We start from the raw sequence: 19395 nt of genomic DNA, 5'->3' as shown, positions 1-19395 counted from the left end.
TAACACTCATCCGCTTTAAGCAGCTGCCCCTTCATGGGCTGCTTTAGTTCTCGCTTTCAAATCGCGAAGCGTTGAAAGCTCTTCTTCTGTTGGCCATTTGGTTTCTTCAAGATCATCCCTGAAGGAAACTTCCCATCCGCAAGTCGCCTGCACCTGATCACGGGTCACACCCGGATGCAAAGACACGACTGTGAATTCCTTAGTCACTGGATCCGGACGCCAAACAGCAAGATCAGTGATTAACAGAGTTGGCCCTTTTGTCTCAATACCAAGACGCTGACGATGATCGCCGCCTTCCCCATGTCCAAAAGACGTAAAGAAGTCGATTTTATCCACCATGCCACGCAAGGATTGCTTCATGGTGATAAAAATCTCACCGCAGGAAGAGGCAATTTCAGGCGCCCCGCCACCGCCCGGCAGGCGTGTTTTCGGATCACCATAATCACCGATCACTGTTGTGTTGATGTTGCCAAACTTATCAAGCTGAGCTGCCCCCAGAAACCCAACACTAATTCGGCCACCTTGTAGCCAATAGCGGAACATTTCGGGGACAGAAACAGTGGTCACCGCTGTATCACACAGCTCCCCGTCCCCAATGGATAGCGGAAGGACATCTGGTGCTGTGCCAATGGTTCCACTTTCATAAATCAGCGTGATGTCTGGCGCATGGGTCAGGCGGGCAACGTTACACGCCGCTGAAGGCGCACCGATACCAACAAAACAAATATCGTTATTCCCAAGAGCACGGGACGCCGCGATTGTCATCATCTCATCGGGAGTAAAATTAATCTCTGTCATTTTAGTTTCCCTTTAGTCCTGAGATACGTGCCTCAAATACACTTTCGTCCTGATCAAGCACATGCTCTTTCATCCATTCCTGAAAACGATCGCGATCCGCTGCGGTTTTGTCCCAATCGATATAGGCCACATTGTCACGGATGTAATAGCCGTGAGCATAGGAAGGATGAGCTCCCCCCGGCACCACAGAAATCGCATCTATTGTCCAGTTTGGCAGAACACAACAGTTAGGATGAACATCATCAAAGTCATCCACCACTTCTTCAACGGTTACCACCGCACGTTTGGCGGCAAGAACGGCTTCTTTCTGAACACCGATAATGCCTTCAACCAGAATATCGCCCTTTTTATTGGCCTTCTGTGCATGGATAAAAGTAATGTCGGGCTGGACTGAAGGAACTGCTGCAAGGATTTCACCCGTGAACGGACAAGTAACTTCACGGATGTTGGGGTTCACCTCTTTCAGACCAGCGCCTTTGTAACCACGAAGGGCTGCAAAAGGCAGACCTGCAGCGCCTGCCTCATATGCGTTGGCCATAGCAGCATGGGAATGTTCCTCAATCTCAAGCGGAGCTGGCCACTGGTTTTCAATGGCATCGCGAACCCGCCGTAACAGCCCGACGCCGGGATTACCGGCGTAAGAGAAGATCATTTTCTTCACCATTCCCATTCCCACCATCTGATCATAAACCAGATCAGGGGTCATCCGGATCAATGTCAGATCCTTAAAACCTTGACGAATAGCCTCATGGGCCGCCGCGTGAGGAATAAGATGGGTAAACCCCTCAAAGGCGACAGTGTCACCATCATGCAGGTTCTCTTCTACTGCCTGCTTTAAGGGAATAAATTTTGTCATTTAATACACGTCCTTAGATATCGAAAAACACGGTTTCCTGCGCGCCCTGAAGATGAATATCAAAACGATAGCCATCCTCTTCCCTCGTTGCGATCAATGTAGGAACGCGTGATTGATGTTCAATGCGTGTTAGAATTGGATCAGCCTTATTCGCCGCCTCTTCTTCTGGAAAATACATACGGGTGTGCAGGCCAATGTTAATACCACGCGCGACCACCCAAAAAGTGATATGTGGTGCCATTGGGCGGCCGTCTTTAAACGGAACAACACCAGGCTTCACCGTTTCAAAGGTAAATTCGCCGGTATCCATGTCACCCGGACATCTGCCCCAACCTGCAAAATTGGGATCCGCCTGACCACGTTTTTCGTCTGGGCTGTTGTACAGACCTTTTGTATCTGCCTGCCAGATTTCGACAAGAGCGTCTTTAACTGGTGCTCCCATACCATCAAAAACAGTGCCGCGAACCGTAATACGCTCCCCTTCTGTTTGATCATTGACCATCCGGCTACCTAAATCTTCTTTGAAGACGTTGGTGATCCCGGTGAAGTTCGGCGTGCATCCAATATGAACGTAAGGGCCAGCAGTTTGCGACGGGGTTTCTTTCAGGTAATCAAGTGGCTGAGTCATTAGTTCCCCTCCCGCCGGTTATCAAACATCGTGGATCTGCGCCCGCGAAGGACAATGTCAAATTTATAAGCAAGGCTATCCATTGGAATGGTATTTCCCATATCCAGCGGTGCGATAAGCTGCTTAATCGCTGCTTCGTCTGGAATTGCCTGAACGATAGGACATCTCCATACGAGAGGATCACCTTCGAAATACATTTGGGTGATGAGGCGCTGCGCAAAACCATGCCCAAATACTGAAAAGTGGATATGAGCCGGACGCCAGTCATTCACGCCATTTGGCCAAGGATAAGGGCCTGGCTTGACGGTCCGGAAACAATATCCACCGTTTTCATCCGTAATAGTGCGGCCGCAACCGCCAAAATTAGGATCCAGCGGTGCTAGATAGGTTTCTTTCTTATGGCGATAACGACCACCAGCATTTGCCTGCCAAAATTCGAGCAATGCACCCGGCACCGGAACGCCACGTTCATCGATGACGCGTCCATGAACGACAATCCGCTCACCAATCGGCAGTTCTCCATTTTGGGAGAAATTCAAAAGTAGATCATTGTCCAATTCACCAATATCATTGTGACCAAAAACCGGACCTGTCATTTCACTAACAGTATTATCTAATGATAACAATGCCTTTTGCGGTGATCTTAAGATGCTGGTTTTATATGTCGGCGTGTAGGCGGGTGGTTGCCAGCGACGGTCGCGCTGAAAGAAAGCACCGCTTTCCCTTTTTTCGTTGCTCATGACTTTTCCCGTTTATTTTCTGTGTCTTCCCGATCCAATTCGGCAAAAACTGTTTTCGCTACTTTGATGGCGCTATTTGCCGCAGGAACCCCCGCATATATTGCCACATGTAGCATCGCTTCGCGGATATCATCCCTTGTGGCCCCTGTATTCACAGCAGCCCTCACATGCATGGCAACCTCATCCAGATGACCCAACCCTGCAAGCAAGGCAATGGTCACCATGGATCTCTCCCGCTTGGTCCAGTTGTCCCGCGACCACACTGTCCCCCATGCGCTTTCCGTAATCAGCTCCTGAAAGGGCTGATCAAATTCAGTACTATTAGCATCCGCACGCGCTACATGGGCTTCACCCAATACAGATTTGCGTGTCTCTCGCCCCTGTTGGAAGCGATTATTATTCATACCTGTCCTCCCGGCAGTCCATTTTGCTGCAAGAACTCATTCATCACTTTAATTTGTGAAGCAGGCTGTTCTACACAGGGAATATGTCCCGCCTTTTCGATAATGGCAAAACTGCTGTTTGGAATAAGGTCAGCTGTTTCTTTCACCATTTCTGGCGGCGTGGATCCATCCTGATCCCCCACCAGACACAAAGTCGGCATTTGCAATTTGGCGCTGCTCCCCGTCAGATCGGCATCTCGCAAGGCGTGACATGTTCCAACATATCCTTCAAACCCTTGACGCGAGAGCATCTGAACACACCCAACATACAGAGGATTATCAGCACGTCTGAAATCTGCCGTAAACCAGCGCTCCATAATCGGATCCACCATTGGGCCAAGGCCGCCCTCTTCTAATTGAGAAATACGCTCCTGCCACATTTCTTCCGTCCCGATTTTATGGGCGGTATCACAAAGAACGAGCAGCTTCACAAGATCAGGTCTTTTTGCCGCCAAATCCTGAACAATCATGCCCCCAACGGACAATCCTACAGCAACAGCTTCAGCAAGCCCCAAGTGGTCCATCAAAGCGGCGAGATCACTACTGTGATCCTCCAACTGATAAGGCGCCTCACCCGTTTCACTCAAACCATGGCCGCGTTTGTCATAACAAAGTACTTGATAATCATGCCCAAAGGCCGCGACCAATTCGTCCCAAATACGAAAATCCGTGCCTAGAGAATTCGAAAAAACCATAACAGGCTTATTCTCGCCCAGACTTGTCAGACGATAATGCAGCGTCACACCATTTACAGAGGCAAATTGCAAAGCTCTTCTCCTTTTCACAGATTAAAACAGATTGTTTTTGAGTTAAAAAATGATATTTTCAATCAAATACATATTCAAATGGTTATGAATGAAAACATCTCCCGTCAAGTTTCGACATCTTAGTGTGTTTATGGAAGTGGCGCGCCAGAAAAGTGTCAGCAAAGCTGCTGACAGTCTGGCCATAAGTCAGCCTGCTGCCACCAAGACAATCCGTGAATTGGAACAAATCCTCGATGTGCGTCTCTTTGAAAAAGAGGGTCGCGGTATCCGCTTAAGCCGTCTTGGAGAAGTTTTCCTCCGTCATGCAGGTCAGGGCATGGCTGCCATAAGCGAAGGCATTGATGCGCTAACATTGGCATCCCGGCAATCTGCCCCGCCTTTACGTATTGGGGCGCTACCAACGGTTTCCGCCCGTATCATGCCAAAAGCCATGCAGCTCTACATTGATGAAGAGCTCAACAACGAAACTAAAATTGTCACAGGTGAAAACAGTGTCCTTCTGGAACAGCTTCGCATGGGCGAATTGGATCTTGTCGTGGGCCGTCTTGCTGCGCCAGAGAAAATGACCGGACTGGAGTTCGAGCATGTCTATAGTGAGCAGGTTATCTTTACAGTTAGAACAGGTCATCCCCTGCTCTTTCAATCACCGTTTCGATTGGAAAACTTACGGGATTATCCCGTATTGATGCCCACCCGCGCCTCAGTGATCAGGCCCTTTGTGGAAAGAATGATGCTTTCCTACGGTATGGCGGAACTTCCAAGACAGATTGAAACAGTTTCCTCCTCCTTCGGCCGTGCGTATGTCAGATCTTCCGACGCTGTCTGGATTATATCTGAAGGGGTTGTAGCGAATGATCTGGCCGATGGGCGCATGAAGATCCTGCCTGTAGACACAAGTGAAACCAAAGGTGCGGTGGGTATTACCAAACGAACGGACACCCCCAATACAACAGCCATGTCCGTCATGCGTCAATGCATCTACCAAGCTGCGGAAGGCCTTCACAAAAGTGTGTGATGCTGTGAATTGTGGCTGACCTGCCAATTGCTACTTTTAGGCAGAAGATATTTAAGAGGGACGCAATGAAAATCAGAACTGCACTATTAACCGGTTTACTCCTCAACACCGGCCTTCCGGCCACTGCTGCAGAAACAGAAATTGCCACCGTCGCGGGCGGCTGTTTCTGGTGTGTTGAGAAGGATTTTGAACATGTGGAAGGAGTAATATCCGCGGTTTCTGGATATACGGGCGGCCTTTTGCAGAACCCAACCTACCGGAACCATGGTAAGCATATTGAAGCGGTGCAAATTAAATACGATCCGGCCAAAGTGAGCTATGCCGAACTGGTGGAAATTTTCTGGCGGTCCGTGGACCCAACAGATGCTGGTGGTCAGTTTTGTGATCGGGGTAATTCATACACCACTGCTATTTTTGCGAACTCTGACGAACAAAGAGAGATCGCCACCGCGTCTAAGGAAAAGTTGCAACAATCAGGTATTTTAAAAGCAGATATTGTCACACCTATCCGAAAAGCCGGCGCCTGGACCGATGCGGAAGACTATCATCAGGACTATTACAAAAAGAACCCGGTGAGATACAAAATCTATAGATATGGATGCGGCCGTGATGACCGCATTAAAGAATTATGGGGCAATGAAGCCCATAAAGGTATCAGTTAAAATAATAGACAGGTGGACTACTTTAGAAGGCTCACTCGTCCAATCAAGATATCCTTAAACATCACCCAATCCCCCATCAGGCTGTAGAAAGGATATTTGAAAGTCGCAGGACGGTTCTTTTCAAAAAAGAAGTGCCCCACCCAGGCAAATCCGTATCCAATAACCGGCAAGGTCCATAACAGCACCCAATAACTGTTCAGGATAACAGCCGCCAACACGACAAGGACAAGTGCACTTCCTATAAAGTGCAAACGCCTGCATGTGACATCTGAATGCTCACTAAGGTAAAAAGGGTAAAACTCTTTAAAACTGGCAAACTCTTTTGTTTGCTCCATTTGTTCTGCGCTCTGATCCATCAAGCCCTCCCAAACCATCAGATTCCAAACTGAGGAAGCTTAGCTTCTCCCTTCAGTATAATCGAAAGCTCTCTTTTTTTAAAGATGAGGGCTGGGGAGTGGTTTAAAACACTCACTCGTCATTCTTTTCAGGCAACGTAATTTCAAATGCCAGACCGCTATCTTTTGGTGACGTGACATTCAATTTACCACCGAGCTTGTGGACAACAATGTTGTGGACGATATTCAGTCCAAGACCGCTCCCGCCTATTCCGCGACGCGTGGTATAGAAGGGCTCCAGTATCTTTTTCAGGTTTTCCTTAGGAACACCAACTCCATTGTCTGAGAATTTAATCCTCATATTTCTTGCAGGATCAATTTTCACCTGAAGCTGAATGATCCCGTTTTTTTTATCCACCAAACCGTGAATAATGGCATTTTGAATGAGATTGGTAATCATTTGAGCGATAGCCCCCGGATTAGTTTTAAATACATCCTCCTCCCGGCAATCGAACTCAACGGTGACCCGCGCTTTTTTAGTCTCTGGTAGCATGCTTTCCAGAATACTACCAAAGTAGTCTCGTACCTTTATGAGTCTGCAATCTTCGGAAATCTGATCCACAGAAACCTGTTTGAAGCTGTTAATCAGACGGGCGGCGTTTTGCAGGTTTACAAGACTGATATCACAGGCTTTCTCTGCAGATGACAAATACTTCTCCATTGCAGATTTTGACAACCTTCCGTTATCTATATCTCGAACGCAATTCTTGATTATCTCTTGCAGTTGAGAAACAGCAGTCACCCCAACCCCAACGGGCGTATTAATTTCATGGGCAACGCCGGCGACCAAGCCTCCTAGAGAAGCAAATTTCTCCGTCTCCATCAATTGGTCTTGAATGTCATGTTGTTCGGTTGTGTCAGTCTGCCAGAAAAGAACACAGTCCTTGCCCTGATAATTGATACGGTCCCAAGATAATAAATTCCAAAACTCTTCCCCATTAGGGCGTCGAAACTTCACTTCTTTTGCTTTGACATGCCCGGTGCGCTCAAATTCCTCCACATATTTTGCGCGGTCCTTTGGATTCACCCAACAATCGTTGCCGGCAAGAACTCCCATTGCCTCTTCAGTGGTGGAAAAGCCGTTTATCTCAGCCCCTTTGGAATTGATATATAGAACCTCACCGCCATCAATGCTGGTAATCCCCATCCCTGCAGGGCTTGCCTCAACGAGAGTTCGTTGTCGCTCAAGCGCATTTTCAACCTCTTCTCTGGCTTTTACAATTTCGGATACATCCATATAGGTTGTGACAAATCCCATGGGGACAGGCTTTCCAATAACCTCCATAACGGAGCCATCAGCAAGACGGCGTTGAAAGTTATGGGGCAAAAACTGGCGGGCAAGATTCATCTTCTCTTCTACGCATGCCTCTATGTCTTCCACGTCACCATATTCACCACGTTTCGCATTGTATCGAAACATTTCAGCTATATCTGTTCCGGGTTGCAGCAGCTCTTCTGGAAATTTAAGGATTTCGTTAAACCGCTTATTGACCACAACAAGTTTTAGATCCCGGTCAAACAGGGATATGCCATGAGAGGTGTTTTCCAACACAACGTCCTTGAGGGTCGCTTCTCTCTCGATGCGATTTTTCTCAACCTCAAGCTCGAACCTTTTCTTTTCAAGCTGTTTTAGAAGGTCGACATTCTCTGTTTCAACGAGTTCCCTTGCGACTTCCAGATCAGTAACATCTGTATAGGTGGTTGCAAATCCCCCTTCGCCTGTGGGCTGACCAACAACTTTTAAATAGGTTCCATCTTTACGCTTTCGAACAAACTCATAGGGCTTCAGCGCTGTATACATCTCCATACGCTCCAGTATGAAGTCTTCATCTGCGTTGGGACCGTAATCCCCCAATTCAGCGTTATTTTTCAGAATATCATATAAGGTCAGTTGCCCTTTGAGTAAGTGTTCAGGCAGGCGCAGAAGCTCAACCGCTTTTTGATTGATATGAACAACATTGAAGTCGTTGTCATATACCGTCATCCCCACATCAAAGAGGTTTATCAACTCAAACTCGAGCTTCTTTCTCTGAGATAAGGAAATGGATTTCATCTAAACTCTACTAGCCTCAGAACATGCACAATAACACATAAGCCTAATATTAGAGTGTTAATTATTTGCAAATTAAAAAAGTCCAATTCTGCTATCAAATGGCTGAGCTATATTTTTCCTTCAAATCTATTCTTTTAGATGATAAGCTACGGATGATATTCTATCATTACTTGTTGATCAAGGGGGAGAAAACAAACAAATGATACATGTTCGATTTGAAAAATGGCTGAAAGCTGCTCTATTGATCAGCGTTGTATTTTCAATATCTGCATGCCAGACAACTGAACCTGAAATTAACGCCAATTCAGTTGATACTCCTAATTTTTCAAACACTGCAATCACACATTTTCATGCCTATTTATATGTGTTCAATACATATCCGAACCATCACAACGTCTTTATGTATGATCTCGAAAATGGCAGAACATCTTGGTCCGGCAAGAAGAAACATTTGGGGGTAGAGTTTGCAAAGGCAGAAGGGCACAAGCGGTGTCAAAAACGACCTTATTCTGGAAACTGCAAAGTTGTAGCTGTAGACGGAGAGATAGTTTGGAAGAATCTCGACAAAAATCTCATTAACACCCTTTTGTCACCACCTACTGTTAATTCACCTCTAAAAATTTCTGAATACTCTGAAGCACAGCATAAGATAACTTCTCTGCAACTGTCCGCTTACACCACCTACCTTCAACGTCAGAAAAAATATTCAAGAGCACTCTTCTTCATAAGTGAAGACGGTATCACATCCCAACAATCTCTTAGTATTACAGGGGATATGAAAAAGGAAACTCCAAAAGACCTACTTCACATGGGGAATGTGATGTGCCAACTTAAATCTAATGGAAGTAATTGTTACTTGTTCGCAATGGGAGATCAGCCAATCAACAAAGAAGCTGAACTCTCACTGAACTAAACAAGATAGCAAAAAAGCCCGTCAGGTTTCCCTGAGGGCTTTTTGTTGGTGCGGCCGAGAAGACTCGAACTTCCACCCGTGTTACCGGACAGCGACCTCAACGCTGCGCGTCTACCAATTCCGCCACGGCCGCACTGTGAGGCAGGGAAATATCATTTGTTCGGGGGGCTGGCAAGCCCAAATGACATATTTTTTTCAAAAGTTTGAAAATAAATTAGCGGGATCAGACGTCTTGCTGGTTTGGGCTGATTTTATCGGTGATGGAAATACCGATATTGTCATCAACAACGATAATTTCCCCATATGCAATCGGCTTGTTATTTGCCAAAACAGTGGCATCGTCATCTACATTTGTATCCAGCTCAATCACCGCACCACGGCCCATTTTCAGGAGCTGGTGAATAGGCATGATCGCCTTTCCCAGAACGACCGAGATTTCTACATCAACGCCTTTGATCGCTTTATCTTGCATAATAACACCCGAAAATTATGTGTAAGATGAACTATCCATCATCCATGGTTACTTTTTTCTTAAAATATCAGAAATAACCCATTTTGTCAGTTCTGATAATCAGTGATATAAACCGCCCATGCATGAAATTGAATGGAAAATATCAGATACACCTGTCCCCTACGAAGAAGCTCTTGCCGAAATGGAAGCGCGTGCTGCCGCAATCCGCGAAGGAACAGCCTCTGAGCTCGTCTGGTTGTTAGAACACCCGCCACTCTACACCGCAGGGACAAGTGCCAAGATCGAAGATCTGGTTCAACCCGATAAATTTCCGGTTTATGATGCGGGACGTGGCGGTCAGTATACCTACCACGGTCCCGGCCAACGTATCGCTTACGTCCTGTTGGATTTGAAAAAACGGGGATCAGACATTCGTGCCTTCGTGCAGGATATGGAAAAGTGGGTCATTGACGTCCTCGATCAATATCAGATCAAAGGTGAAATTCGCGAAGGCCGTGTTGGCGTCTGGATACAAAATGGTAGTCGCGAAGATAAAATCGCTGCCATCGGCGTTCGGGTTCGCAAATGGGTGAGCTTTCACGGCATATCCATCAACGTGGAACCTGACCTCAGCCACTATGATGGTATCGTACCATGCGGGATCAGTGAGCATGGGGTGACGTCACTGGTCAATCAGGGCATCCCCGTGACCTTACCGGAATTTGACATAGAGCTTCGAGAGAGTTTCGAGAAAGTGTTTTTGAAATATGGCGAAATGGGTAAAATCATACTCTGAATTACAAGCAGAACGTATTTTCTATAACGTTGTCTTATGGGTAAAATCAGAAAAAATCTCTGATTTTTCAATACTTTCAGTAGTCACAGAGTAGACTTTCGCAAATCTTGGCCCTTCCTGACATCGTGCCAGAAACGCTTCAATAGTTGTTTCGCTTCCTTGAAGGACTGCTTCCACAGAACCATCACTTCGGTTGCGAACCCAGCCTGTTAGCCCCGCACGGGAGGCATGTTCGACTGTCCATGCCCGATACCCGACCCCTTGCACGCGGCCAGTTATTCGGACATGAACAGTCGGCATTCTATATCCTATTCAAATTCTAGGATAATATCGTCAACGGCGAGGGTATCCCCTGCCCCGGCTTTCACCGCAGAGACAACACCATCTTGTTCAGCACGAAGGATATTTTCCATTTTCATGGCTTCGACGACAGCAAGAGCCTGACCGGCTTTCACTTCATCACCTTCATTGACATGAACCGCCACGATCATACCCGGCATTGGACATAGCAGGTATTTGGACATATCCGGTGCTTCTTTTACCGGCATGAGTTTAGCAAGTTCCGCAAGACGAGGACGACGTACAGCCAAGGCCAGAACAGCACCACCATGTGTCACTTCAACAACGCCGCGTTTCAGTTTCACAAGGGCAATAACTTCCTGACCATTGATGTCAGCGGTGATACGTGCATCGCCTGGGGTCCAATCTGAACGCACTGCCAGAATTTTATCACCAACAGTTACATCTAGACCACCTTCGGCGTCCTCAACCGTAATGTCGTCATGACGGTCAACACCTTCGCTAACAACCCACTCAGCGCCAAGGGCATCAGCAATCCCCTCAACTGCGCGTGCTTCGTTACGCAAAGATACAAGCGCAGCAATGGCGGCCACGTTCGCACGGACATCATCAGCCAGCTCAACGCCATGGAAACCTTCTGGGTATTCTTCAGCAATAAAGCCGGTTGTCAGATTACCAGCTTTAAAGCGTGGATGATTACACACAGCGTTCAGGAAGTTGATGTTGTGAGCGATACCTTCAACCTGATAGGCGTCCAGCGCTTTTGACATCTCTTCGATGGCTTCTTCACGGGTGTCACCATATGTACAGAGCTTCGCGATCATCGGATCGTAGAACATAGTGATTTCAGAACCTTCGTTCACACCAGTGTCCACACGAACCGCAGCACCTTCTGGCGCGCTGTAACGGCTCAGACGGCCAATGGATGGCAGGAAGCCACGATATGGATCTTCCGCATACAAACGGCTTTCAACAGCCCAACCCGTAAGTTTTACATCTTCCTGTTTGATCTTAAGCTCTTCGCCGTTGGCAACACGGATCATCTGCTCAACAAGGTCAACACCAGTGATCAGTTCTGTAACCGGATGTTCCACCTGCAAACGTGTATTCATTTCCAGGAAGTAGAAGTTGCGATCTGCACCAACGATAAACTCAACTGTACCGGCAGAGTGGTAATCCACTTCTTTGGCCAAAGCCACAGCCTGCTCACCCATTGCTTTACGGAGTTCTTCGTCCAGAAACGGGCTTGGCGCTTCTTCGATAACTTTCTGGTGACGACGTTGAATAGAACATTCACGTTCGCCCAGATAGATGCAATTACCGTGCTTGTCGGCCAAAACCTGAATTTCGATGTGGCGCGGGTCCACAACGAATTTCTCGATAAAGATACGGTCATCACCAAAGCTGCTGATGGCTTCGTTTTTCGCTGACTGGAAACCTTCACGGGCTTCTTCGTCATTAAACGCAACACGCATACCTTTACCACCACCACCGGCGGAGGCTTTAATCATCACAGGGTATCCGATTTCGGATGAAATCTTTACAGCGTGATCCGCGTCATCAATCAGATCCATGTGCCCTGGAACAGTATTAACACCTGCATCCAGCGCCAGTTTTTTGGACGCAATTTTATCACCCATAGAGGCGATAGCTTTTTTGCCTGGGCCAATAAAGGCAATGTTTTCTTTCGCCAATGCATCTGCAAAGTCCTGGTTTTCAGAAAGGAAACCATAACCCGGGTGCACCGCTTCTGCGCCTGTGTCTTTACAGGCCTGAATGATCTTTTCGATGATCAGGTAACTTTCAGCGGCGGCAGACGGACCAATATGGACGGCTTCGTCAGCCATACGCATGTGCATGGCACCATCATCCGCATCGGAATAAACGGCAACCGTTGCAATACCCATATCACGGGCAGAACGGATAACACGACACGCAATCTCGCCACGGTTGGCGATCAGGATTTTCTTGAACATAGTATTTAACCTCTCCCTATCACCTTAAAGCGGAATGTTGCCATGTTTTTTCCACGGATTTTCAACTTGTTTGTTTTTCAGCATCCGAAGGGAGCTTGCGACACGATGACGTGTGTTATTTGGCATAATCACATCATCAATAAATCCGCGACTGCCTGCGATAAACGGATTGGCGAAACGTTCCTGATATTCATTGGTTCGTGCCTGAATTTTGGCGTCATCTCCGATCTCGCCTCGGAAGATAATCTCCACCGCACCTTTCGCACCCATCACAGCAATTTCCGCAGACGGCCAGGCGTAGTTCACGTCACCACGAAGGTGCTTGGAAGACATCACGTCATAGGCACCACCGTAAGCCTTACGGGTAATCACAGTGACTTTGGCAGTTGTGGCTTCGGCATACGCATACAGAAGTTTCGCACCGTGTTTAATAATTCCGCCATATTCCTGCGCTGTACCTGGCAGGAAGCCCGGAACGTCAACCAGTGTCACGATCGGAATATCAAAACAGTCACAGTAACGAACGAAGCGTGCCGCTTTACGGGAGCTGTCAATATCCAGACAACCGGCAAGAACCATTGGCTGGTTAGCCACGATACCCACTGTCTGCCCTTCGATACGGGCAAAACCTGTAAGGATATTTTTCGCAAAATCAGGCTGAATTTCAAAGAAATCACCCTCATCAACCAGCTTCTCAACCAGTTCCATCATGTCATATGGTTTGTTTGGATTTTCTGGAACCAGTGTATCCAGTGACATTTCCTTACGATCCGGATCATCAAAACTCTCACGGATTGGAGACACCTCGCGGTTGGAGGAAGGCAGGAAGTCTACAAGACGGCGAACCTCTGTCAGGGCTTCCACATCATTGTCATAGGCGTTATCCGCTACAGATGACTTGGACGTGTGAGTGCTTGCACCCCCGAGTTCTTCTGCTGTGACCGTTTCGTTGGTTACAGTTTTCACAACGTCAGGGCCCGTAACGAACATATAGGAACTGTCACGTACCATGAAGATGAAGTCTGTCATCGCTGGGGAGTATACTGCACCACCGGCACATGGACCCATAATCACAGAAATCTGTGGGATCACACCGGATGCCATCACATTACGCTGGAACACTTCTGCGTAACCTGCAAGGCTGTCGATGCCTTCCTGAATACGGGCACCACCGGAGTCGTTGATACCAATGACTGGCGCACCGACCTGGACAGCTTTATCCATGATCTTGCAGATTTTCTTCGCGTGATATTCAGACAGGGATCCGCCAAATACGGTGAAGTCCTGAGAGAAAACAAAGACCAGTTTACCGTTGATGGTACCGTGACCTGTGATCACACCTTCGCCGGTAACTTTGTTGTCTTCCATGCCAAATTCAGTGCAGCGATGCTCAACGAACATATCCCATTCTTCAAAGGAGCCTTCGTCCAGCAAAAATTCGATACGTTCACGCGCAGTCAGCTTTCCTTTGGAATGCTGGCTGTCGATACGCTTCTGACCACCTCCCAGACGGGCCTTGGCTCGTTTTTCTTCCAGTTGTCTTATAATATCTTTCATTTCTACTCCCTGACTGTGCGGCTTTTGCCGGACTATCTGTCAACGATCACATAGTTTTAAAAATTCTACTGCGGAAACCAGGCTGGCTTTGTTGTTTATTCTTCTCTCCGCCGCCTCGGAATCTTCTCCCCACTCTTCTACGACGTGGGTTTCGTCAAGCTCACTGATCTCAAACGCTTCTTCGGCATCCAGTTTCCCTGCCATGACAGCCAAGGATACAACCAGTGATCCACTCAGACTAACAATATCATGAATTGCTGCCAATTGTAGGTCGCTTTGTGCTTCTAGAACAGCTTTCATCTGTTGAAGGCTTTTTGGATCTTGCGCAACATAGCCGACACCTTCGACTACAGTTAATTCGGCATCATGTGCCTCCCTCACCCAGTCAACCAGCGGATCCCAAGCCTCGCGTTGCTTACTCACCAGTTTTTCAGGATAGGTAGCGCGGTAGCACACAAGATCTGTTTCACCATATGCCGCCAGATCATCAATGACCTGCTGGCGTTGTGGTGTCACCCGGTCAATTGCAGTGGCGGCATATCGCATCAAAGGCATGGTTTTCGGGGCAACATCTTCTTCCTGCGCATCCCATTCAGCGGCGATGGCATCTGCAAGGGCGACACTTGGCAAAACCAGCGGTGCTTTTGCTGGTGTTTTTATAGCTCGGCCATCAAGAAGGACGGTAAATCCCTCTTCAACTTCTCCACTAGTGGCCTGTTTATAAAATCTTTTCATAGTGCCTCTTAAACGCTGCCTTGCTTCCCTTTAGCAAACAGTCGTTAGGTTTATAGAGTTTATTCACAAAAATGCAAGTATTTCTGCTGACTTTAACCGCTTACGATGGGAATTAATTCATCGGCCACGCTAATCAAGTGATCCGCGCCAGTTTGAGAGAGGGTATCGTTGTCATGATAGCCCCACTCCACTCCAATTGCGTGGATACCGGCATTCTTCGCCAACTGCATATCGTAACTGGTATCTCCGACCATGTAGGTGTGTGCCGGATCAGCCCCCACGGCTTCCATCGCAGAATAAGCCATTTGCGGATGAGGTTTACCTGGATTGTGGTCAGGAGTTTGAAGGGAGGTGAAATAGTCATGCAAGCCGTGCTTCTCAACGACTGCGTTCAACCCGCGCAAAGATTTGCCTGTTGCAACGGCCATGAGTATATTTTGGCTCGCAAGCTTCTCTAAAGTTTCCAGGACCCCTTCATAAAGCGGCTCATGGTGCTCATCTTTCAGACGGTTTTCGAAAAACGCTTGTTTATAGCCGTCCACCAGACGACCAAGTAATTCTCGATCTTCTTTTTCTTCCATCAGGTGATAAATCGCCCGGTCCAGATTGAGACCAATAATTCCCCGAACTTTATCTGCATTGGGCGCAACAAGGCCGTTAGATTTAAACGAGGCCTCCATACAGGTTATAATATTGTGCTGACTATCCACCAGCGTCCCATCGCAATCAAAAACGACTAATTTAAGGGGGGAACTTCCCACAATGATCTCCTTTGCATTAATTCGACTTCTTGTAGCAAAATTTGCTTTCCCATCACAGGAACTTTAGGTCATTATCGCTGCGGGAAAAAAGGGACAGGAAATCGACAAAAGGATTTAAGAATGAAACTGTACGATTTCTTACCATCTGGTAACGGGTATAAAGTGCGCTTACTCCTCTCTCAGTTAGGGGTGGATTACGACTTAACTGAGTTGGATATCCTGAAAGGTGAAACCCAGACAGAGGATTTCCTTTCGATCAATCCAAATGGGAAAATTCCAACACTGGTTCTGGATTCCGGTGAAACACTAACCGAATCCAACGCTATCTTAATGTATCTGGCGGAAGGCACTGAATTTCTTCCCACAGATCGTCTTGACCGTGCCCGTGTTCTGGAGTGGATGTTTTTTGAACAATATAGTCACGAGCCAAACGTTGCTGTTGTCCGTTTCTGGCAAACTCATGGCGGCCCAAACGAGCAGCAAAAGGCCATGCTGCCGCAAAAGATGGAAGGTGGTTACAAAGCGCTCGATATCATGGAAAAACGGCTTAACCACCATGACTACCTTGTCGCCAATAAATATACCATAGCGGATATCTGTCTCTACGCCTATACCCATGTGGCAGATGAGGGCGGCTTTGACCTTTCCCGGTATCCAGCCATTGGAAATTGGATGAACCGCGTTCGCAATCAAGCAAATCATAAGTTGATCACCAGCAAATAATCAGATTGCTAATCGGAAAGCGGGAAGACTGTCTTCTCGCGCTTGCTGATACTCGAACTCTGTATTCCTGGAATGATCAAACATGACTAATTCGTCTTCGGCCTCCATGAGCCTCCTGCAATGGGCTCTACTTCTGTTACTCTCCGTTCTTTGGGGCGGCTCTTTTTTCTTTAACGGTGTCGCCCTGCAACAGATACCAGTGATAACTGTTGTCTTTAGCCGTGTTTTTCTGGCGGCTATTGCACTTCTGATCATTCTCAAGATCAGAGGCATAAGTTTCCCCACGGACAAAGATCTTCTGTTCGCTTTTATCATCATGGGGCTATTGAATAATCTGATCCCCTTCTGCCTCATTGTTTCCGGACAAACCATGATATCCAGTGGGTTGGCATCGGTCTTGAACGCAACCACTCCTCTTTTTACTGCGCTTGTTGCTCATTTCTTTAGTCGGGAAGAGGCAGAAAGGTTAGGCCCTCGCCGCATATCCGGGATTATGTTTGGTATTGCCGGTGTCGCAATCCTTTTAGGGCCAACAATCGGAACAGTTGGCTTTACCGGGGATCAGGTCATCGGTCAGATTGCGGTTCTCATTGCAACGCTTTGTTATGGGTTTGGTGTTGTTTACACGCGGCGCGTTAGCAAATCCGGACTACCGCCAATTGTCACTGCGGCAGGTCAATTATGCGCAAGTAGCATTATGATGTTGCCCATCATGCTTGTAATGGACCAACCTTGGGCTTTTGCAACGGAACTCTCTTTACATGTATATGTCGCGCTGGCAGGTTTGGCACTGCTGAGCACTGCTCTTGCTTACATTCTCTATTTCCACCTCATAAGTTCTGCCGGAGCGACAAACGCTTCATTGGTTACTCTTGTTATTCCTGTAAGCGCAATTTTGATGGGATATCTGTTTCTTTCAGAAGAAGTGACGGTTCAAATGATCTTGGGCATGATCGTCATCGGACTTGGATTACTGATTATTGACGGACGTTTGCTTAAAAAGAACACACAAAAAAGCCCGGTATAAACCGGGCTTTTCCATCAATTCACATGGAATTTACTTGGCCGCGCGATTAACCGCACTTGTGATCGCCTTCAGCGAAGCTGTTACGATATTCGCATGACGTCCCACACCGAAAACAGGCTCGCCGTCTTTATCACGCATCTCAACATACGCCATGGCAACCGCATCAGCGCCAAAACCTGTTGTATGTTCGCGGTAATCATTTACCGTTAATTCTACACCCAGTTCTTTGGAGAGCGCGTTCATATAAGCATCAATTGGGCCCGTGCCCTCACCTGTGATTTCACGAGTTTCGCCATTTTGCGAAACAGTCGCTTTCAGGATACGACGCTCGGAGGCATGGGCATCGACTGTCGTCTGGTGATTGACAAAATCGACAACACCAGATGCATCCAGATATTCCTTAGTGAAAGTCTCGTAGATAAACTCTGAAGACAATTCCTTACCTGTCTCGTCAGTGATGTTCTGAATAACCTTACTGAACTCAACCTGCAGCATACGCGGCAGTTCAATGCCATAATCTTCCTGCAAAAGATAGGCAACACCACCCTTACCAGACTGACTATTTACGCGGATCACAGCATCATAGTTACGCCCCAGATCTTGCGGATCAATTGGCAGGTAGGGAATTTCCCAAAGCTCTGAGTTGGATTTTTTGATGGCTTCAAAGCCCTTCTTAATCGCATCCTGATGAGAGCCGGAGAAAGCTGTAAATACCAACTCACCACCATATGGATGGCGCGGATGAACGGGCAGCTGATTACAGTATTCAACAGTGCGAACAACTTCGTTGATGTTACTGAAATCCAGTTCAGGGTTCACGCCTTGGGTGTACATATTCATCGCAATGTTCACCACGTCCACGTTACCTGTACGCTCACCATTACCAAACAAAGTACCTTCAACACGATCTGCACCGGCCATGATACCGAATTCAGCGGCGGCGACACCTGTACCCCGGTCATTATGCGGGTGCAATGACAGGATGATTTTTTCACGCTCTGGCAGATTGCGGTGCATCCATTCGATCTGGTCTGCGTAAACATTAGGCGCAGCTACTTCAACTGTCGCAGGTAGGTTGAAGATGATCTTGTTATCGACCGTTGGTTTCCAGATCTCCATCACAGCCGTACAGACTTCACAGGCATAATCCAGCTCGGTTTGTGTGAAGCTTTCTGGTGAATACTCCATCTGGACCTTTGTCGTGGTCATCTCATCCGCCAGTTTACGAACCAGCTTCGCGCCTTCGATGGCAATCTGCTTGATGCCTTCGCGATCCTGATTAAACACCACACGGCGCTGCAAAGTAGACGTAGAGTTGTAGAGGTGAACAATCGCTTCTTCGCAGCCGTCAATAGCCTCAAAGGTACGGCGGATCAATTCTTCACGGGATTGGGTCAAAACCTGAATTTTAACACCGGATGGGATTTCGTTGTTGTCGATCAGATAACGAACAAAATCAAAATCTGTCTGAGAAGCTGATGGGAAACCTACTTCGATTTCCTTAAAGCCCAGTTGAACCAAGTGGCGGAACATACGCAGCTTACGCTCGTGTCCCATTGGCTCAACCAATGCTTGGTTACCATCTCGCAGATCAACACTGCACCAGATCGGCGCTTTATCAATTACTTTTGATGGCCATTGACGGTCGGGCAAATCAATCGGTGGAAATGCCACATACTTATTACCAGGCGTAAAACTCATTTTCGTTTCCTCAAATTTCACGATGCGCCTTCCAAGGCGCGAAATGTCATATCAAATTCTGTTGCAACATGTCTTATCGGGCATTCAGCGCATCAAGC

General features: G+C 47.4%; 21 protein-coding genes and 1 tRNA gene. 6 read left to right on the top strand and 16 right to left on the bottom strand.

Translation table 11 applies throughout. The features are described 5' to 3' along the window. Window positions 1-15: 15 nt before the first annotated feature. Genes GUA87_RS08100 through pcaD form a run of 6 tightly spaced genes read right to left on the bottom strand, consistent with a single transcriptional unit; the run spans window position 16 to window position 4232 of the window. Window positions 16-798: a CoA-transferase subunit beta gene (locus GUA87_RS08100; protein ID WP_193716057.1), complete on the bottom strand. Its 783-nt coding sequence runs from the start codon at window positions 796-798 to the stop codon at window positions 16-18. A 1-nt stretch (window position 799) separates the two neighbouring features. Further along, entirely contained in the window at window positions 800-1654 is an 855-nt protein-coding gene (locus tag GUA87_RS08095) for a CoA transferase subunit A (protein ID WP_193716056.1), read from the bottom strand. 13 nt (window positions 1655-1667) lie between these two features. After that, a complete protein-coding gene (pcaG, locus tag GUA87_RS08090; protein WP_193716055.1) occupies window positions 1668-2282 on the bottom strand; it encodes a protocatechuate 3,4-dioxygenase subunit alpha in 615 nt (204 codons plus the stop codon). Further along, window positions 2282-3022 carry a protocatechuate 3,4-dioxygenase subunit beta gene (gene pcaH / locus GUA87_RS08085; RefSeq protein ID WP_193716054.1) on the bottom strand — a complete coding sequence of 247 codons (741 nt, stop codon included), beginning with the start codon at window positions 3020-3022 and terminating at the stop codon, window positions 2282-2284. The genes pcaG and pcaH overlap by 1 nt, the downstream gene beginning before the upstream one ends. Then, entirely contained in the window at window positions 3019-3426 is a 408-nt protein-coding gene (pcaC, locus tag GUA87_RS08080; RefSeq protein WP_193716053.1) for a 4-carboxymuconolactone decarboxylase, read from the bottom strand. Before pcaC ends, pcaH begins: the two co-directional genes overlap by 4 nt. Beyond that, window positions 3423-4232, bottom strand: coding sequence for a 3-oxoadipate enol-lactonase (gene pcaD / locus GUA87_RS08075; RefSeq protein WP_193716052.1), 810 nt, complete (start codon window positions 4230-4232; stop codon window positions 3423-3425). Before pcaD ends, pcaC begins: the two co-directional genes overlap by 4 nt. Window positions 4233-4320: 88 nt before the next feature. On the opposite strand from pcaD, the gene pcaQ reads away from it, so the two are divergent. Together pcaQ and msrA are read left to right on the top strand one after the other, a co-directional pair. Next, a complete protein-coding gene (gene pcaQ, locus GUA87_RS08070; protein ID WP_193716051.1) occupies window positions 4321-5247 on the top strand; it encodes a pca operon transcription factor PcaQ in 927 nt (308 codons plus the stop codon). Between the two features lie 65 nt (window positions 5248-5312). Further along, on the top strand, window positions 5313-5909 hold the full coding sequence (gene msrA, locus GUA87_RS08065) for a peptide-methionine (S)-S-oxide reductase MsrA (protein ID WP_193716050.1): 597 nt from the start codon (window positions 5313-5315) through the stop codon (window positions 5907-5909). 17 nt (window positions 5910-5926) lie between these two features. On the opposite strand, the gene GUA87_RS08060 is transcribed toward msrA, so the two are convergent. Together GUA87_RS08060 and GUA87_RS08055 are read right to left on the bottom strand one after the other, a co-directional pair. After that, window positions 5927-6265 (bottom strand): DUF962 domain-containing protein, encoded by a 339-nt coding sequence (locus GUA87_RS08060; protein WP_227711805.1) that lies wholly within the window; start codon window positions 6263-6265, stop codon window positions 5927-5929. A gap of 112 nt (window positions 6266-6377) precedes the next feature. Continuing rightward, window positions 6378-8357, bottom strand: coding sequence for a PAS-domain containing protein (locus GUA87_RS08055; RefSeq protein ID WP_193716049.1), 1980 nt, complete (start codon window positions 8355-8357; stop codon window positions 6378-6380). A gap of 199 nt (window positions 8358-8556) precedes the next feature. Between GUA87_RS08055 and GUA87_RS08050 the strand changes: the two genes are divergently transcribed. Then, window positions 8557-9270 (top strand): hypothetical protein, encoded by a 714-nt coding sequence (locus GUA87_RS08050; RefSeq protein ID WP_193716048.1) that lies wholly within the window; start codon window positions 8557-8559, stop codon window positions 9268-9270. A gap of 46 nt (window positions 9271-9316) precedes the next feature. Here GUA87_RS08050 and GUA87_RS08045 read toward each other — a convergent pair. Continuing rightward, window positions 9317-9403 (bottom strand) — tRNA-Leu (locus GUA87_RS08045). Window positions 9404-9493: 90 nt separating this feature from the next. After that, on the bottom strand, window positions 9494-9742 hold the full coding sequence (locus GUA87_RS08040) for a FliM/FliN family flagellar motor switch protein (RefSeq protein ID WP_193716047.1): 249 nt from the start codon (window positions 9740-9742) through the stop codon (window positions 9494-9496). Window positions 9743-9860: 118 nt separating this feature from the next. Between GUA87_RS08040 and lipB the strand changes: the two genes are divergently transcribed. After that, window positions 9861-10517, top strand: coding sequence for a lipoyl(octanoyl) transferase LipB (gene lipB, locus GUA87_RS08035; protein ID WP_193716046.1), 657 nt, complete (start codon window positions 9861-9863; stop codon window positions 10515-10517). A gap of 21 nt (window positions 10518-10538) precedes the next feature. Here the strand turns inward: lipB and GUA87_RS08030 are convergent, their stop codons facing one another. From GUA87_RS08030 to GUA87_RS08010, 5 genes are all read right to left on the bottom strand, one after another. Further along, a complete protein-coding gene (locus GUA87_RS08030; RefSeq protein ID WP_193716045.1) occupies window positions 10539-10817 on the bottom strand; it encodes an acylphosphatase in 279 nt (92 codons plus the stop codon). Window positions 10818-10825: 8 nt separating this feature from the next. Further along, window positions 10826-12793, bottom strand: coding sequence for an acetyl/propionyl/methylcrotonyl-CoA carboxylase subunit alpha (locus GUA87_RS08025; RefSeq protein WP_193716044.1), 1968 nt, complete (start codon window positions 12791-12793; stop codon window positions 10826-10828). Between the two features lie 24 nt (window positions 12794-12817). Beyond that, window positions 12818-14350: an acyl-CoA carboxylase subunit beta gene (locus GUA87_RS08020; protein ID WP_193716043.1), complete on the bottom strand. Its 1533-nt coding sequence runs from the start codon at window positions 14348-14350 to the stop codon at window positions 12818-12820. A 39-nt stretch (window positions 14351-14389) separates the two neighbouring features. Beyond that, window positions 14390-15085 carry an ATP12 family chaperone protein gene (locus tag GUA87_RS08015; RefSeq protein WP_193716042.1) on the bottom strand — a complete coding sequence of 232 codons (696 nt, stop codon included), beginning with the start codon at window positions 15083-15085 and terminating at the stop codon, window positions 14390-14392. 92 nt (window positions 15086-15177) lie between these two features. After that, window positions 15178-15846: an HAD-IA family hydrolase gene (locus GUA87_RS08010; RefSeq protein WP_193716041.1), complete on the bottom strand. Its 669-nt coding sequence runs from the start codon at window positions 15844-15846 to the stop codon at window positions 15178-15180. A 120-nt stretch (window positions 15847-15966) separates the two neighbouring features. On the opposite strand from GUA87_RS08010, the gene GUA87_RS08005 reads away from it, so the two are divergent. Continuing rightward, complete coding sequence (locus GUA87_RS08005) at window positions 15967-16569, top strand: glutathione S-transferase family protein (protein ID WP_193716040.1); 603 nt, start codon at window positions 15967-15969, stop codon at window positions 16567-16569. Window positions 16570-16651: 82 nt separating this feature from the next. After that, on the top strand, window positions 16652-17596 hold the full coding sequence (locus GUA87_RS08000; protein ID WP_227711804.1) for a DMT family transporter: 945 nt from the start codon (window positions 16652-16654) through the stop codon (window positions 17594-17596). Window positions 17597-17626: 30 nt separating this feature from the next. On the opposite strand, the gene leuA is transcribed toward GUA87_RS08000, so the two are convergent. After that, a complete protein-coding gene (gene leuA, locus GUA87_RS07995; RefSeq protein ID WP_193716039.1) occupies window positions 17627-19297 on the bottom strand; it encodes a 2-isopropylmalate synthase in 1671 nt (556 codons plus the stop codon). Window positions 19298-19395: the final 98 nt, after the last annotated feature.

Origin of the sequence: Sneathiella sp. P13V-1 (assembly GCF_015143595.1) — a bacterium.
Lineage (GTDB): Bacteria > Pseudomonadota > Alphaproteobacteria > Sneathiellales > Sneathiellaceae > Sneathiella.
The sequence above is the reverse complement of the archived record's forward strand: the minus strand, read 5'-3'. Positions and strand labels throughout refer to the sequence as shown.